The organism is Stenotrophomonas pavanii (assembly GCF_900101175.1).
In the GTDB taxonomy this organism is placed as follows: domain Bacteria; phylum Pseudomonadota; class Gammaproteobacteria; order Xanthomonadales; family Xanthomonadaceae; genus Stenotrophomonas; species Stenotrophomonas pavanii.
On sequence record NZ_FNFQ01000003.1, the window covers coordinates 221,208 to 236,932 of the forward strand.

Sequence of the window (15,725 nt, forward strand, 5' to 3'; positions counted from 1 at the left end):
GCACTGCTTGGCGGCGTGGATCATAAGGCCTATTCACTGCGCTGTCACATTTATGACTGCGTGTCGAAACATCGCATTGCGTAGTGGACTGATACACGGCGGCACGCGTCCCACTCCACATGGGCAGGAAGTTTGCTGATCGTGGCGATTGGTCTAGGAAAATGCGACCGACTGCCTTCTTTGCAAAAAAAACCGACACCAATTGATGTCGGTTCATGTCTACAGAGCGAGCTGCTCTTCTGGTTCGCTACTGAAGCTATGAGGTCGCCCGCGACACTTCACTTGCTTGCGCTTTCACCGCTGCGCAGCGCTATCGCTGAATACCAGCCGGGAAAATACCAGGTAATTCCAGGCGGCGATCATTCCCATCACAAGGAACTTGGCGATGAGCGGATACATCCCTGCGCTTCCTACCATCAACAGCATCGCCAGATTGCCAGCGGCAAGATTGATGCCGGCGACGATTCCGTACTTGAGGAGCTCCTGCCCAGCCTTTCCTTCACTGTGGAACACCCAGTGACGATTCAGCAGGAAGCTGACCACAAAACCACACGCAAAACTGAGTGATTGATTGGTCAGCAGCCAGGAAGGGCCCAAGGTGGCTTGCAGCAAGAAAAACGCGGTGTACTCCACAGCGGCTGCGGAGCCGCCAGAAATCAGGAAGCGTAGGAATCTCTGTCTCATGCACTTTCCAGCGTGGGCCGGGGCGTCCGAGGACACCCGGCCGGCAGCCAATCCAATGTCAGAGCGCCTTTTCCAGCTCCGGCAGGATCGCAAACAGATCCCCCACCAGGCCGATATCGGCAATTTCAAAGATCGGCGAATCCGGATCCTTGTTGATCGCCACGATCGTACCGGCGTCCTTGATGCCGGTCAGATGCTGGATCGCACCGCTGATGCCCACCGCCACATACAGCTCCGGGGCGATGATCTTGCCGGTCTGGCCGACCTGCAGGTCGCTGGGCACGTAGCCGGCATCGACCGCGGCACGCGAGGCACCCACGGCGGCACCGAGCTTGTCGGCCAGCTGGAAGATCACCTTGAAGTTCTCTTCCGAACCGACGCCACGGCCACCGGAGACCACGCGCTTGGCGCTCTGCAGGTCCGGGCGGTCGCTGGCACCCGCGGCGAGGCCGACGAAGCGGGTGTGGGTCGGCAAGGCAGCATCGGCGCTGGCCGCTTCGATGGCGGCGCTGCCGCCCTGGGCGGCTTCCGGCCACGAGGCGGCACGCACGGTGGCGACCACGATCTGGTCGGCCGGGACTTCCACGGTGATGATCGCGTTGCCGGCGTAGATCGGGCGCTTGAAGGTATGGCTGCCTTCAACGGTCATCAGGTCGGAGACCTGGTTGACGCCCAGCAGCGCGGCCACGCACGGCATCAGGTCCTTGCCGAAAGTGGTCGATGGGCCGAACACGTGGGTGTAGCCCTTGGCCAGCTGCGCGATCTGCGGCGCCAGCACCTGGGCGATGGCCTGCGCGTTGGCGGCGTTGGCCACGGTCAGGACCTTGGCGACGCCACTGATCTTCGCGGCCTCGGCGGCGACGGCGGCCGGATCGGCGGCCAGCACCACGACATCGATGCTGGCACCGCTGATGGCGGCGGCGGCGCTGACAGTCTTGGCGGTGGCGGCGTTGAGCTTGCCGTCGTGGTGTTCGGCGATGACGAGAATCTTGCTCATTACAGCAGCCCCTTCTGCTTGAGTGCGGCCACCAGTTCGGCCGCGTCCTTGACCATCACACCCTTGCTGCGCTTGGACGGTGCGGCGTACTGGGTGGTCTTGAAGGTGTCGGCGGCTTCAACGCCGAGGTCGGCCAGCTGCAGGGTCTCCAGCGGCTTGGCCTTGGCCTTCATGATGTCCGGCAGCTTGATGAAGCGCGGCTCGTTCAGGCGCAGGTCGGTGGTGACCACGGCCGGCAGGTCCACTTCCAGCGTTTCCAGGCCGGCGTCGACTTCGCGGGTCACCGTGGCCTTGCCGTCGGCAATGTCCAGCTTGCTGGCGAAGGTCGCCTGCGGCCGGCCCCACAGCGTGGCCAGCATCTGGCCGGTCTGGTTCGCGTCGTCGTCGATGGCCTGCTTGCCGAGGATCACCAGGTCCGGCTGTTCCTTCTCGATCAGCTTGAGCAGGGTGCGGGCGGCGGTCAGCGGCTGGATGGCCTGGTCGGTGACCACATGGACCGCGCGGTTGGCACCCATGGCCAGGCCGTTGCGCAGGTGCGCCTGGGCGTCGGCCGGGGCGATGGTGGCGACCACGACCTCGCTGGCGATGCCCTTGTCGCGCAGGCGCAGGGCTTCTTCCAGGGCGATTTCATCGAAGGGATTGGGGGACAGCTTGACGCCGTCGGTGACCACGCCGGAACCGTCCGGCTTGACCTGAATGCGGACGTTGTAGTCCACCACGCGCTTGTACGCGACGAGGATTTTCATCTGGTACGGGGTCCTTCAATAACGGGGAGAACGTCCGGTCCTCGCACAGCAACCGGTTCGGGGGTGGGATCCCGATTCTAGCTGGCTTGAGGGAACCATGCGAATGCGTATGGTTATGCTGCGGTGCAGTATGGCTTGTGTTGATCGGGTGCGTCGTTCACGTCACGCAGGCAGTCGTGAAGACGAACCACATGTATCCTGTACTGCTGTGCTGGGTGCTTGGTAGCGCCCCCTTGGATGAATTTAGATCAGGAGAACAGGTAGTGCCCACATGGCTTGTCACCGGCGGTGCCGGATTCATTGGCGGTAACTTCGTTCTCGAGGCCGTCGCACGCGGCGTCAAGGTCATCAACCTCGACGCGCTGACCTACGCCGGCAACCTGAAGACCCTGTCCAGCCTGGACGGCAACCCGAACCACGTGTTCGTGCAGGGTGACATCGGCGACAGCGCCCTGGTGGCCCGCCTGCTGGCCGAGCACCAGCCGGACGCAGTGCTGAATTTCGCCGCCGAGAGCCACGTCGATCGCTCCATCGATGGCCCGGGTGCCTTCATCCAGACCAATGTGGTGGGCACTCTGGGCCTGCTGGAAGCCGTGCGTGATTACTGGAAGGCGCTGCCGGCCGAGCAGGGCGCGGCCTTCCGCTTCCTGCACGTGTCGACCGACGAGGTGTACGGCACCCTGGGCGAGACCGGCAAGTTCAGCGAAACCACGCCGTACGCCCCGAATTCCCCCTATTCGGCGTCAAAGGCCGCTTCGGACCACCTGGTGCGTGCGTTCCACCACACCTACGGGTTGCCGGTGCTGACCACCAACTGCTCCAACAACTACGGCCCGTACCACTTCCCGGAGAAGCTCATTCCGCTGGTGATCGCCAAGGCGCTGGCCGGCGAGCCGCTGCCGGTGTACGGCGATGGCAAGCAGGTGCGCGACTGGCTGTTCGTGTCCGACCACTGCGAAGCGATCCGCACCGTGCTGGCCAAGGGCCAGGTCGGTGAGACCTACAACGTCGGTGGCAATTCGGAAAAGCAGAACATCGAAGTGGTGCAGGCCATCTGCGCGTTGCTGGACCAGCGCCGCCCGCGTGCGGATGGCCAGCCGCGCAGCAGCCAGATCACCTATGTCACTGACCGCCCCGGCCACGACCGTCGCTATGCGATCGATGCGTCCAAGCTGAAGAACGATCTGGGCTGGGAGCCGGCCTACACCTTCGAGCAGGGCATCGCCTTCACCGTCGACTGGTACCTGGACAACCAGGACTGGGTCAACGGCGTGCTGGACGGCAGCTACCGTCTGCAGCGCATCGGCACTGCGGCCTGAACCCTGGAGACGACATGACGCAGCGTAAAGGCATCATCCTCGCCGGTGGGTCCGGCACCCGGCTGTATCCGATCACCAAGGGCGTCAGCAAGCAGCTGCTGCCGGTGTACGACAAGCCGATGATCTATTACCCGCTCAGCGTGCTGATGCTGGCGGGCATCCGCGAGGTGCTGATCATCAACACCCCGCACGAGCAGGCGCTGTTCCAGCAGCTGCTGGGCGACGGCTCGCAGTGGGGCATGGATATCCAGTACGCGGTGCAGCCGAGCCCCGATGGCCTGGCCCAGGCCTACCTGATCGGCCGTGATTTCGTCGCGGGCAAGCCGAGCTGCCTTGTGCTGGGCGACAACATCTTCCACGGCCATGGACTGCGCGAAGTGCTGCGCAACGCTGACCAGCGCGAGCAGGGCGCGACCGTGTTCGGCTACTGGGTCAACGACCCGGAACGCTACGGCGTGGCCGAGTTCGACAAGGACGGCAAGGTCATCGACCTGGTCGAGAAGCCGGAGAATCCGCGTTCGAACTATGCGGTCACCGGCCTGTATTTCTACGATGGCAATGCCAGCGACCATGCGGCCGAGCTCAAGCCTTCGCCGCGTGGCGAGCTGGAAATCACCGATCTGAACCAGCGCTACCTGCGTGAGGGCCACCTGCACCTGGAAGCGCTCGGCCGTGGTTATGCCTGGCTCGATACCGGCACCCACCAGTCGCTGCTGGAGGCGTCCAACTTCATCGAGACCATCCAGACCCGCCAGGGCCTGCAGGTCTGCTGTCCGGAGGAAATCGCGTTCGGCCAGGGCTGGATCACTGCCGAACAACTGGAGGCACTGGCTGCACCGCTGATCAAGAATGGCTACGGCCAGTACCTGCACAAGCTCGCCCTGCGTGGAGTCGTACCGTGAAAGTGATTGAAACCAAGTTGCCCGGCTGCGTGGTGATCGAGCCGGCCGTGTTCGGCGATGCGCGCGGCTATTTCTTCGAGACCTGGAATGCCGAGCGCTTTGCCGCGCTGGGCCTGCCGGATCGCTTCGTGCAGAGCAACGTGTCGACGTCCGCGCAGGGCGTGCTGCGCGGCCTGCATTACCAGTGGCCGCGCCCGCAGGGCAAGCTGGTCAGCGTGCTCGAAGGCGAGGTCTACGATGTGGCCGTCGACATCCGCCGCGGCTCGCCGACCTTCGGCCAGTGGGAAGCGGTGGTGCTGAGCGCGGAGAACAAGAAGCAGTTCTGGATTCCGGAGGGCTTCGCGCACGGCTTTGCCGTGTTGTCCGAGCGCGCGGTGTTCAGCTACCTGTGCACCGAGGTCTACCTGAAGGACTTTGATGCCGGCGTGCGCTGGAACGATGCGGACATCGCCGTGGACTGGCCGGTCAGTGCCCCGACGTTGTCGGCCAAGGACGAGAACGCGCCGTTCCTGAAGGACATTGCTGAAGACCGCCTGCCGGTCTACGTGCCATGACCGTGCTGGTGTTGGGTGGCAACGGCCAGGTTGGCCAGGAGCTGCTGCGCGCGCTGGTGCCGCTGGGCAAGGTGGTTGCGACCACCCGCAGCGGCCAGCTGCCGGACGGCAGTGCGTGCGAAACGGCCGACTTCGGCCAGCCCGACAGCCTGCCGGCCCTGCTGGATCGCGTGCAGCCGTCGGTGGTGGTCAATGCCGCGGCCTACACGGCGGTGGATCGTGCCGAACAGGATGCGGACGCTGCGTTCGCCGCCAACGCGCAGGCACCGGGCGTGATCGCGCGCTGGTGTGCGGCGCACGGCGTGCCGTTCGTGCATTACTCCACCGACTACGTGTTCGATGGCCAGGGCAGCGCGCCCTATCGCGAGGACGAGCCGACCGCCCCGCTGGGCGTATATGGCACCAGCAAGCGCGATGGCGAGGACGCGGTGCGTGCGGCCGGTGGCCGCCATCTGATCTTCCGCACGGCGTGGGTGTATGCCTCGCACGGCGCGAACTTCCTGCGCACCATGCTGCGCGTGGGCGCCGAGCGCGATGCGTTGCGGGTGGTGGCCGACCAGATCGGCACGCCAACGCCGGCCGCGCTGATCGCTGATGTCACCTTGCAGGCGCTGCAGCATCCGGGGCAGTTGTCGGGTACCTGGCACCTGACCGCCAGCGGCCAGACCAGCTGGCATGGGTTCGCCGAAGCGATCTTCGCCGAGGCATTGGCCACCGGCGTGTTGGACAAGGTGCCGACGGTCGAGGCGATTCCCAGTTCCGAGTATCCGACCCCGGCCAAGCGCCCGGCCTGGTCTGTGCTGGACAACCGCAAGCTGCAGCAGGATTTCGGCATCGTGCTGCCGACCTGGCAGGATGGCCTGAAGCGGGTGATGGCGGAGATTGCCTGATGGCCGTAGCGCCGGGCCATGCCCGGCGACGCTGCGCGGCCGGGCCGATCAGGAACGGGTCAGAGCCCGCTGCGCAGCAACGGGATCCGACCCCGGGCAAACCTCAGCTGCGCCCGTAGGTATCCTCGAAGCGCACGATGTCATCCTCGCCGAGGTAGCTGCCGGATTGCACTTCGATCAGTTCCAGCGGCAGCTTGCCCGGGTTGCGCAGGCGGTGGGTCACGCCCAGCGGAATGTAGGTGCTCTGGTTCTCGCTGAGCAGGATCACTTCATCGCCACGGGTCACCTCGGCGGTGCCGCTGACCACGATCCAGTGCTCGGCGCGATGGTGGTGCATCTGCAGGCTCAGCGTGCCGCCGGGCTTGACCGTGATCCGCTTGACCTGGAAGCGCTCGCCGTTGTCGATCGAATCGTAGGCGCCCCACGGGCGATAGACCTTGCGGTGCCAGGTGGCCTCGCTGCGGCCTTCGGCCTTCAGCTGGGCCACCACGGTCTTGACCTCCTGCATGCGGTCGGCCTTGCCCACCAGCACCGCATCGTCGGTCTCGACCACGATCACGTCATCGAGGCCGACCATGGCCACCAATCGTTGGCCGTAGGCATAGGTATTGCGGCAGTCGATGGCGATCACGTCGCCCTGGTGGGCATTGCCATCGCCGTCCTGCTGCGAGACATCGCGCAGCGCGGTCCACGAACCGACATCGTTCCAGCCCGCATCCAGTGGAATCACCACCGCGTCGGCGGTCTTCTCCATCACCGCGTAGTCGATCGAATCGGACGGAACGGCAGTGAAGGCGTCCTTGTCCAGGCGGGTGAAGTCGGCATCTCGGCGCGCCTGCTGCCAGGCCTGGCGGCTGCCAGCCAGCATCGCGGGCTGGAAGCGTTCCAGCTCCTGCAGGTAGCGCGAGGCCTTGAACAGGAACATGCCGCTGTTCCAGTAGTACTGGCCGCTGCTGACGTAGCCGGTCGCGGTATCCAGGTCCGGCTTCTCGACGAAGCGCTCGACCGCACGCAGGCCCTGGCCATCGGCGGCCTTGATGTAGCCGTAGCCGGTTTCCGGCCCGGTCGGCACGATGCCGAAGGTCACCAGCTTGCCGGCCTCGGCAGCGCCGGCCGCCGCCTGCACGGCGCTGCGGAACGCGGCCTCGTCGGTGATCACGTGATCGGACGGCAACACCAGCAGCAGGGCGTCGGCACCGTCGCGGGTGGCCTCCAGCGCGGCCACCGCGATCGCCGGGGCCGTGTTGCGGCCGACCGGCTCGAGGATGATCGCGGCCGGCTCGGCGCCAACCTGCTGCAGCTGCTCGGCGGCGACGAAGCGATGCTCTTCGTTGGCGATCACCAGCGGTCCGCGCGCGGCGATCGGCGCCACGCGCTTCCAGGTGGCCTGCAGCATCGTCAGTTCGCCCGCCAACGGCAGGAACTGCTTCGGGTACGCCTCGCGCGACAGCGGCCACAGGCGGGTACCGGATCCACCGGACAGGATGACGGGCTGGATGCTGCTCATGCGTTCCTCGGTTACTGCTGGATGAGGCGGGAGATGTCGTCGGTGCGCGCCTGCATCAGCGCGGCATCACCACGGGCTTCAACATTCAGGCGCAGCAGTGGCTCGGTGTTGGAGCTGCGCAGGTTGAAGCGCCAGTCGCCGAAGTCGGCACTGATGCCGTCGGTGTGGTCCAGCGTGGGCGACTGCGCCGCGAAGTGCTCCATCACGCGTGCGACGGCCGCCTTGGCATCGCTGACCTTGAAATTGATTTCGCCGCTGCACGGGTAAGCCGCCATGCGGTCTTCGACCCAGTCGGCCAGCGAGCGCCCGCTTTCGGAAACCAGCTGGGCGATCAGCAGCCACGGGATCATGCCCGAGTCGGCATAGGCGAACTCGCGGAAATAGTGGTGGGCGCTCATCTCGCCGCCGTACACCGCGTCTTCGGCGCGCATCTTTTCCTTGATGAAGGCGTGGCCGCTCTTGCACTGCACCGGTACGCCGCCGGCCTGTTCGACCATGTCCACGGTGTTCCAGACCAGGCGCGGGTCGTGCACGACCTTGCCGCCGGGGTTGCGCGCCAGGATTGCCTTGGCCAGCAGGCCGACCAGGTAGTAGCCCTCGATGAAGCGACCGGTGTGGTCGAAGAAGAAGCAGCGGTCGAAGTCGCCGTCCCAGGCAATGCCGAAATCGGCACCGTGTTCGCGCACGGCGTCGGCGGTGGCGGCGCGGTTCTCCGGCAGCAGCGGGTTGGGAATGCCGTTGGGGAAACGGCCGTCCGGCTCGTGGCAGATGCGGATGAACTCGAACGGCAGGTGTGGTGCCAGCAGATCGACGATGGCACCGGCACCGCCGTTGCCGGCGTTGACCACCAGCTTCAGCGGTCGCAGCTTGCCGGCGTCGACATAGCTCAGCAGGTGCTGGATGTACGCGCTCTTGTCGTGCTGGGCGCTCTGCGCGGCACGCGGCGGTTGCGCCGCGGACGTATCGGCGGCAACCGCATCGGAAATCGCGAACAGGCCAGTATCGGAGCTGATCGGCCGTGCGTTCTCCTTGACCAGCTTCATGCCGTTGTAGTCCATCGGGTTGTGGCTGGCGGTGACCATCACGCCGCCGGCCGCGCCCAGGTGGTCGGTCTGGAAATAGACTTCTTCCGTGCCGCACAGGCCGATATCGATCACCTCGCGCCCGGTACCGCGCAGGCCCGCGGCCAGTGCATCCTGCAGCGCGGGGCTGGTCAGGCGCACGTCATGGCCCAGTACCACCGGGCCCGGCGCAAGCTGCGCCGCCAGCGCCACGCCGATGCGGCGGGCCAGATCTTCGTTCAGTTCTTCCGGCACGCGGCCGCGGATGTCATAGGCCTTGAAGGCGGGCAGGGGCATTGATCGGGATCCTTGGGTGGCTCAGCACGCGATTGTAGTACCTGTCTTGTATGGGAAGCGTTTCCATGCCGCAACGCCACGTGACCGCCTGCTGCGCTGGCCTAGAATGGTGTGATTACATCAACGAAGTGAGGGCGTAGATGAGCAATCCGGCAACGACCGGCGGAAAGCGCGGCAAGCGCTACGCCAGCGCGGCGGAGGCCCTGCAGGGGGTGGTCGCCGATGGCCAGACCCTGGCCGTGGGTGGCTTTGGCCTGTGTGGCATTCCCGAGGCGCTGATCGCTGCGCTGCGCGACAGCGGCGTCAAGGGCCTGACCGTGATCTCCAACAATGCCGGCGTCGATGGCTTCGGCCTGGGCCAGCTGCTGGAAACGCGGCAGATCAAGAAGATGATTTCGTCCTACGTGGGCGAGAACAAGGAATTCGAGCGGCAGTTCCTGGCCGGCGAGCTGGAGCTGGAGTTCAACCCGCAGGGCACCCTGGCCGAGCGCCTGCGTGCCGGAGGCGCGGGTATTCCGGCGTTCTTCACTGCCACCGGCTACGGCACGGTGGTGGCCGAGGGCAAGGAGACCCGCGAGTTCGACGGCAAGCACTACGTGATGGAAAGCGCGCTGCGCGCCGACGTGGCGCTGGTCAAGGCCTGGAAGGCCGACGAGGCTGGCAACCTGGTGTTCCGCAAGACCGCGCGCAACTTCAACCCGGCCTGCGCGATGGCCGGCAAGGTGTGCATCGTGGAGGTGGAGGAGGTGGTGCCGGTCGGTGCGATTGATCCGGACCAGGTGCACCTGCCGGGCATCTACGTGCATCGCATCGTGCACAACGCGCATCCAGAGAAGCGAATCGAACAGCGCACCATCCGCGCGGAGGGCAACTGACATGGCGTGGACCCGAGATGAAATGGCCGCACGCGCGGCGCGCGAGCTGACCGATGGTGCCTACGTGAACCTGGGCATCGGCCTGCCGACGCTGGTGGCCAACCATATTCCCGACGGCGTGGATGTATGGCTGCAGTCGGAGAACGGCCTGCTCGGCATTGGCCCGTTCCCGACCGACGCCGAGGTCGACGCCGACCTGATCAACGCCGGCAAGCAGACCGTCACCGCACGTGCGGGCGCCAGCTACTTCGGCAGCCACGACAGCTTCGCGATGATCCGCGGTGGTCACGTCAACCTTGCCATCCTCGGCGCCATGCAGGTCACCGACAAGGGCGACCTGGCCAACTGGATGGTGCCCGGCAAGATGGTCAAGGGCATGGGCGGCGCGATGGACCTGGTGGCCGGCGTGCAGCGCGTGGTGGTGCTGATGGAGCACACCGCCAAGAACGGCGAGCACAAGATCCTGGCCGAATGCACGCTGCCGCTGACCGGCGTGGGCGTGGTCGACCGCATCATCACCGACCTGGCGGTGTTCGACGTGACTGACAAGGGCCTGCTGCTGGTGGAGGCCGCGCCGGGTGTCAGTGATGACGAGCTGAAGGAAAAGACCGGCGTCGCATTCCAGCGCGGCTGATCGATACGGGCAAGGGGGGCGCGTTGTGCCCCCCTCAACGTCAGCCGCGTCGGGCGTAGGCGTACTCGTCGCTGCTGGCATCGGCCTCGCCGAGGCAGGCTGCGGCTGTCGCGACGCGCAGTCCAGCGTGTTCGCAGCAGGCACCCAGTACACGTTCAATGGCGTGGGCCAGCGTTCCATCGATCTGGCCCTGCTCGATGTCGAAAGCGCTGCGATACAGATGCGCGTCCAACAATGGACGCAGGGCCTGCAGCCGCCACCAGCCCATGCTGCCGGCGCCAAACCGGCTGGTGTCCACGGGTACTTCCAACCCAAGCCGTGCCTGCAGTCGAGCCAATGCGAGACCATTGCCGCCCACGAAATCAGCGACGGGCAGCAGATGCCCTTCGGCCACCACCATGCCCAGCCCAGGGTCGGCCTCGAAGGCGGCAAGGATGCGTGCGGCACGCCCGTCCTGTACCAGCCGTTGCAGTAGTTCCTGCCGCCATTGGTCGCCATCTGCGCGATGGGTTGAGCGTTTCGTATGCAGCTTAAGCACCACTTCGTGCCCGGCCTGCAGCAGCCGTTCGGCGACCTCCAGGAACGGCAGGATGTCGCGACCGTGGTTGTCCACGGCCACCACCTCGCCCTCAAGCCCATGTGTCGCCAGGGCCTGCCGAACCTGATCGATCTGCGCAGCCGGGGTGGTCACTACGATTGCCCAGTCCAGTGTTGCCTCGCGCAGAGCTCGCAGCACTTCCGGCAGCGTCTCCAGATACCAGGCGTGGAGATGCACTGCCGGTGCGGGACGCGGCGCCGGCGCCGGCAACAACGCATCACGGGTGGCCTGCAGCCAAGCATGGCCGAGGCGGGCATCCGGTTCCAGCACGGCACCTTCAGCCCACTCGTTCCAAGCGTTTATGAACACCAGTCGCTGCGCCTGCGGTGCTGCGGAGAGGCGTTCATGGATCGTGGTGCGCAACCAGTCACGGTAACCACGTGGTGAGGCGTGCAGGTACACGCGGCCGCGACCGGAACGTCGGGCCTCGTTGTCCCAACCGGGGTTGACCCCGGGATAGAGCGGATAATCGGGCAGGGCACGGGCGGCGATTTCGCCGGCCAATTCGCGCCAATCGCGGACATCGCCATTGAAATCGGGATTGAGCAGCCACTGCTGTGCCGACAGCGAAGAGGGATTGCTCATGTTCGGCGGAAACTCGACCGCAGCGTCAAAGCCGATGTCGCGTGGATCGGGGCGCTCGAAGCCCTGGACGTAGGCCAGATGGATTTCGCCCACGCCGTTGTCGCGGCACCAGCGGCGCCAGCGCTCGGCAGTCGCACGGGCGTCGGGCAGCAGGTTCGGGCGATAGACCAGCAGCATCGGCCGCCCCTCGACCTTCAATGCACGGCGGTCGCGCAGGTAGGGCGCGACATGTGCGATGAAGGCCAGATCGTCCTCAGCGCTGTGCTGCTGGCCGATCAGGATATCGTCGTCGCGGCCGTCCCAGCGTCGCGCCCAGTTTTCATTGGCCCAGCACAGGCAGAACGGCAGGTCGATGCTGTCATCGGCCAGCCATTGCCGCAGCGGGTCCTCCATCAACGTGCGGCCGCTGAACCAGTAGTAATAGAAGCAGAACGCGCCGATGCCGTACTCGGCGGCAAGCTGCGCCTGGTCGCGCATCACCTGCGGGTTGCGCAGGTCATAGAAACCCAGATCAGCCGGAAGCCGCGGTTGGATGTGGCCTTCGAACTGCGGTAGCGCACGGGTGACGTTGCGCCATTCGGTGAAGCCCTTGCCCCACCAGGCGTCATTTTCGGGGAAGGTGTGGAATTGCGGCAGGTAGAACGCGACCAGCGTGGCGGGCATCGGGTCCGGCAGCGCGTCCTTCTGGTGCGGGCGGTGGCCGATCGCGGCCTCGTCCGCGCGCCAGCGGAGCTGCGCGCTGGCCCGCGGCCTACCCGCGTCCTGCCGTCCCTTCGGCGGCGGTGGCACCCAGTCGCCGTGCCGGGCCAGCCAGCGGGTACGCAGGCGGTCGCGCTGCGCCTGCGACAGCGGCAAGACCCGGAATACCGCGCGCAGCAACGGGAACAACGACTGGCGCAGGCTCATCGGGCGTAGCCCCAACCAGTCAGGCAATCGCAGGGTATCGGCATCTGGGCAACGGTCATGGGCTCATTTTCAGTGTTGGCGGCCACGACGGCAAACGCCGGCGAACGCCGGCGTGCTAGCGTGTGGCCATGCTGTTCCCCCACGACCTGCCCGACGCCGACGTCCAGCACCTGCCGGGCTGGCTGGCCGCAGCCGACGCCGACCGGCTCATGGGGGCGCTGCTGGCCGACGTGCCGTGGGAGGTCCACCGCATCCGCATGTTCGGCCACTGGGTGGATTCGCCGCGGCTGAGCTGCTGGATCGGCGATCCGCAGGCCCGCTACCGCTATTCCGGTGCCGAGTTCGTACCGCACCCCTGGCCGCCCGTGTTGCAGGCCGTGCGCGAGCGCCTGCAGGCCGAAGGCCACGGCCGCTTCAACAGCGTGCTGCTGAACCGCTACCGCAGCGGGGGTGACTCCATGGGTTGGCACAGCGATGACGAGCCGGAGCTGGGACCGGCCCCGGTGATCGCGTCGCTGAGCCTGGGCGCCGCGCGCCGTTTCCTGCTGCGCCGACGCGACGATACGTCGCGCAAGGCGGAATTCGTGCTGGGCCACGGTGACCTGCTGCGGATGGCCGGGCAGACCCAGCGCTTCTACCAGCACGCGCTGCCGAAGATGGCGCGCGTGCGGGGCGAGCGGATCAACCTGACCTTCCGCTGGATTACGCCGCGGTGACGAAGAAGGGGTCAGATCCCTTTCCCGTCGGGGAACGGCTCTGACCCCTGCGATGCGTCAGCGCTTGGCCGCCGCGGCGTCGGCCTGCCCGCTCACCAGCGTCCAGCCCACAACATCCTGCGCCAGCTGCTGCAGGCCGCGCTCGAACGCCGCGGTCACCGCCGGTACGTCGGTGCTGCCGACCGGCTGCGCCTGGCGGAAGGTGCGGTCGGCCACCACGCGCTGGTCGGCGACGTGGATCAGCTTGGCGTTGACTTCGATCACCACAGTCGGCGTGGCCTGGCCCTGGTAATCCGATTCGAAGCGGCGCACGTCGGTGGACAGCTTGTAGTCGGCACGGATGCCGGCGGTGCTGCGCGCCACGCCGCGGATGCGGCCGGAGTCTTCAAAGCCACGCAGCAGCGTGTCCTCGATCATGTCGGTGGCCGGCTGCGCCCAGCTGGCGCCCTTGTAGATCTCCAGCTGCGAGGGCGTCGGCCGCACGTTGATGCGCGGGCTGTCGACCAGGCGCGCGGCGCTGGGCTTGGCCAGCACCAGCTGCCAGCTGGCCTGCGGCCAGGCTGGGTCCGCCTTGACCTGCACGGACGGCGAGTACAGCGTCACTGCGGTTTTCTCGCTGCTGCCGAGGATGGAGCAGCCGCCCAGCAGGCCGGCCATCGAAGCGGCCAGCAGCAGGCGCGGAAGGGTGGGCGTGCTCATTGGGGTTCGAACTCCTTCGGTGCGTCGCGGCCCAGCAGGTAGCGCGCGGGGTTGTTCTCGAGACGGTCGCTGACCCGGCGCAGGTCGCGGATCAGGCCGCGCAGTTCGGTCAGCGTCGGGCCCAGCTGGCCGAGGCCATCGTTGGCGAAGCTGTTGATCGCGGCGCGGTTCTCGCCAAGGATCGAATCGGCATTGCCGGCGGCCGAGTCGAGCTTGGCCAGGGTCGCGTCGAGCTTGTCGATGATGCCGGGCAGCTGCTGCACCAGGTTCTTGTCCAGGCGCTCGATGGTGCCGTTGGTGGTCTTCAGCGTGGTGTCCAGGCTGCGGGCGGCATCGCGCGCGCTGAGCAGCAGCGCCTGCGTGCCCTGGTCGCGGTCGGCCAGGCCGCCGCTGATCGTCTCCAGGTTGGCGAGCGTCGCGTTGATCGAGGCCACGTTGCGGTCGCTGAGGATCTGGTCCATGCGCTCGACGATGCGGTTGGCCACATCGGTGATGTTCTGCAGCGCCGAGGGCGTGGTCGGGATGATCGGTGCCGGATCCTTGTTGACCGTGGTCAGCGCCGGCGACTGCGGCGTGCCGCCGCTGAGCTGGATGATCGACGGGCCGGTCAGGCTGGTGATCGCCAGCTTGGCGCGGGTATCGGTCTTGACCGGCGTGTTGGAGTTCAGGCGGATGCGCGCGACCACCTGGCGCGGGTCGTCGGGCACCAGGTTCAGTTCGGTGATCGAGCCCACCGCGATGCCGTTGTACTGCACCGGGCTGCCCACCGACAGGCCGGTCACCGCTTCGCGGAAGACCACGCGGTACTCCTGCCAGGTGCGGTCGGAGGAGTATTTGGCCGCCCACAGTCCGAAGGCCAGCAGGGCCAGGCCGGTGATCAGGGTGAACGCGCCGATCAGCACGTAGTTGGCTTTGGTTTCCATGGCTCAGGCACTCTCGATCTGTTCGCCCCGCGCGGCGCGCGCGCGGGGTCCGTGGAAGTATTCCTGGATCCACGGATGATCCAGTTTCTCGATGTCCGGCAGCGGCGCATTGGCCACCACCCTGCGGTCGGCCAGCACGGCGACGCGATCGCAGATGGCATACAGCGTGTCCAGGTCGTGGGTGATCAGGAACACGGTCAGCCCCAGCGCTTCCTGCAGGGTCTTGATCAGGCGGTCGAACGCGGCAGCGCCGATCGGGTCGAGGCCGGCGGTGGGTTCGTCCAGGAACAGCAGCGGCGGATCCAGCGCCAGCGCCCGCGCCAGGCCGGCGCGCTTGCGCATGCCGCCGGACAGCTGCGAGGGCAGCTTGTTGATCGCGTCGGCAGGCAGGCCGGCCAGCTTCACCTTCAGCAGCGCCAGTTCGTAGTGCCAGCGCTCGGGCAGCTCGCGGTGGTGTTCCTTCAACGGCACCTGCACGTTCTCGCCCACGGTCAGCGAGGAGAACAGGGCGCCGTCCTGGAACAGCACGCCGGTGTTGCGTTCGATGTGCAGGCGGCTCTCGGCGTCGTCGGCACGCGCGTCGCGGCCCAGCACTTCGATCTGGCCCTCGTCGGGCGTGCGCAGGCCCAGGATCGAGCGCATCAGCACCGACTTGCCGGTACCGGAGCCACCGACCACGCCCAGGATCTCGCCGCGGCGCACGTCCAGGTCAAGGTCTTCGTGCACGGTCTGGCTGCCGAAGCGGTTGACCAGGCCGCGCACGCGGATGGCCAGCGCGTGGCCGTCGCCATCGCGCATGTCGAGCGTTTCAGGGGAAGAGGAGGTGCTCATG

At 66.6% G+C, this 15,725-nt stretch carries 16 protein-coding genes; 7 read left to right on the plus strand and 9 right to left on the minus strand.

What is annotated here, in order from left to right; genetic code table 11:
- Window positions 1-294 precede the first annotated feature (294 nt).
- From BLS66_RS07220 to BLS66_RS07230, 3 genes are read right to left on the minus strand one after another with little or no spacing between them, the layout of a single operon-like run.
- Window positions 295-684, minus strand: coding sequence for a GtrA family protein (locus BLS66_RS07220; RefSeq protein WP_074725533.1), 390 nt, complete (start codon window positions 682-684; stop codon window positions 295-297).
- A gap of 58 nt (window positions 685-742) precedes the next feature.
- Window positions 743-1,681 (minus strand): electron transfer flavoprotein subunit alpha/FixB family protein, encoded by a 939-nt coding sequence (locus BLS66_RS07225; RefSeq protein WP_074725534.1) that lies wholly within the window; start codon window positions 1,679-1,681, stop codon window positions 743-745.
- Window positions 1,681-2,427, minus strand: a complete 747-nt coding sequence (locus BLS66_RS07230; protein WP_014035896.1) for an electron transfer flavoprotein subunit beta/FixA family protein — start codon at window positions 2,425-2,427, stop codon at window positions 1,681-1,683. The genes BLS66_RS07225 and BLS66_RS07230 overlap by 1 nt, the downstream gene beginning before the upstream one ends.
- 263 nt (window positions 2,428-2,690) lie before the next feature.
- Between BLS66_RS07230 and rfbB the strand changes: the two genes are divergently transcribed.
- Genes rfbB through rfbD form a run of 4 tightly spaced genes read left to right on the plus strand, consistent with a single transcriptional unit; the run spans window position 2,691 to window position 6,092 of the window.
- Window positions 2,691-3,746, plus strand: a complete 1,056-nt coding sequence (rfbB, locus tag BLS66_RS07235) for a dTDP-glucose 4,6-dehydratase (protein WP_074725535.1) — start codon at window positions 2,691-2,693, stop codon at window positions 3,744-3,746.
- A 14-nt stretch (window positions 3,747-3,760) separates the two neighbouring features.
- Window positions 3,761-4,648, plus strand: coding sequence for a glucose-1-phosphate thymidylyltransferase RfbA (rfbA, locus tag BLS66_RS07240; RefSeq protein ID WP_074725536.1), 888 nt, complete (start codon window positions 3,761-3,763; stop codon window positions 4,646-4,648).
- Window positions 4,645-5,202 (plus strand): dTDP-4-dehydrorhamnose 3,5-epimerase, encoded by a 558-nt coding sequence (rfbC, locus tag BLS66_RS07245; RefSeq protein ID WP_004141806.1) that lies wholly within the window; start codon window positions 4,645-4,647, stop codon window positions 5,200-5,202. Before rfbA ends, rfbC begins: the two co-directional genes overlap by 4 nt.
- Window positions 5,199-6,092 (plus strand): dTDP-4-dehydrorhamnose reductase, encoded by an 894-nt coding sequence (gene rfbD / locus BLS66_RS07250; protein ID WP_074725537.1) that lies wholly within the window; start codon window positions 5,199-5,201, stop codon window positions 6,090-6,092. Before rfbC ends, rfbD begins: the two co-directional genes overlap by 4 nt.
- A 103-nt stretch (window positions 6,093-6,195) precedes the next feature.
- On the opposite strand, the gene BLS66_RS07255 is transcribed toward rfbD, so the two are convergent.
- Both BLS66_RS07255 and BLS66_RS07260 read right to left on the minus strand, forming a co-directional pair.
- On the minus strand, window positions 6,196-7,599 hold the full coding sequence (locus BLS66_RS07255; protein ID WP_049465337.1) for a mannose-1-phosphate guanylyltransferase/mannose-6-phosphate isomerase: 1,404 nt from the start codon (window positions 7,597-7,599) through the stop codon (window positions 6,196-6,198).
- Window positions 7,600-7,610: 11 nt separating this feature from the next.
- Complete coding sequence (locus tag BLS66_RS07260; protein ID WP_065179128.1) at window positions 7,611-8,957, minus strand: phosphohexomutase domain-containing protein; 1,347 nt, start codon at window positions 8,955-8,957, stop codon at window positions 7,611-7,613.
- A 140-nt stretch (window positions 8,958-9,097) separates the two neighbouring features.
- Here BLS66_RS07260 and BLS66_RS07265 point away from each other — a divergent pair, with 140 nt between their 5' ends.
- Entirely contained in the window at window positions 9,098-9,832 is a 735-nt protein-coding gene (locus BLS66_RS07265; protein ID WP_074725538.1) for a CoA transferase subunit A, read from the plus strand.
- Between the two features lies 1 nt (window position 9,833).
- A complete protein-coding gene (locus BLS66_RS07270) occupies window positions 9,834-10,466 on the plus strand; it encodes a CoA transferase subunit B (protein WP_049465320.1) in 633 nt (210 codons plus the stop codon).
- Window positions 10,467-10,506: 40 nt separating this feature from the next.
- Here BLS66_RS07270 and BLS66_RS07275 read toward each other — a convergent pair whose 3' ends face one another.
- Entirely contained in the window at window positions 10,507-12,555 is a 2,049-nt protein-coding gene (locus BLS66_RS07275; protein ID WP_074725539.1) for a glycoside hydrolase family 99-like domain-containing protein, read from the minus strand.
- A gap of 128 nt (window positions 12,556-12,683) precedes the next feature.
- Between BLS66_RS07275 and BLS66_RS07280 the strand changes: the two genes are divergently transcribed.
- Window positions 12,684-13,271: an alpha-ketoglutarate-dependent dioxygenase AlkB family protein gene (locus BLS66_RS07280; protein ID WP_074725540.1), complete on the plus strand. Its 588-nt coding sequence runs from the start codon at window positions 12,684-12,686 to the stop codon at window positions 13,269-13,271.
- A 57-nt stretch (window positions 13,272-13,328) separates the two neighbouring features.
- Here BLS66_RS07280 and BLS66_RS07285 read toward each other — a convergent pair whose 3' ends face one another.
- Genes BLS66_RS07285 through BLS66_RS07295 form a run of 3 tightly spaced genes read right to left on the minus strand, consistent with a single transcriptional unit; the run spans window position 13,329 to window position 15,724 of the window.
- Window positions 13,329-13,970 carry an ABC-type transport auxiliary lipoprotein family protein gene (locus tag BLS66_RS07285; RefSeq protein ID WP_074725541.1) on the minus strand — a complete coding sequence of 214 codons (642 nt, stop codon included), beginning with the start codon at window positions 13,968-13,970 and terminating at the stop codon, window positions 13,329-13,331.
- Window positions 13,967-14,893, minus strand: a complete 927-nt coding sequence (locus BLS66_RS07290; protein WP_049465312.1) for an MlaD family protein — start codon at window positions 14,891-14,893, stop codon at window positions 13,967-13,969. Before BLS66_RS07290 ends, BLS66_RS07285 begins: the two co-directional genes overlap by 4 nt.
- Window positions 14,894-14,896: 3 nt before the next feature.
- On the minus strand, window positions 14,897-15,724 hold the full coding sequence (locus BLS66_RS07295; RefSeq protein WP_074725542.1) for an ABC transporter ATP-binding protein: 828 nt from the start codon (window positions 15,722-15,724) through the stop codon (window positions 14,897-14,899).
- Window position 15,725: the final 1 nt, after the last annotated feature.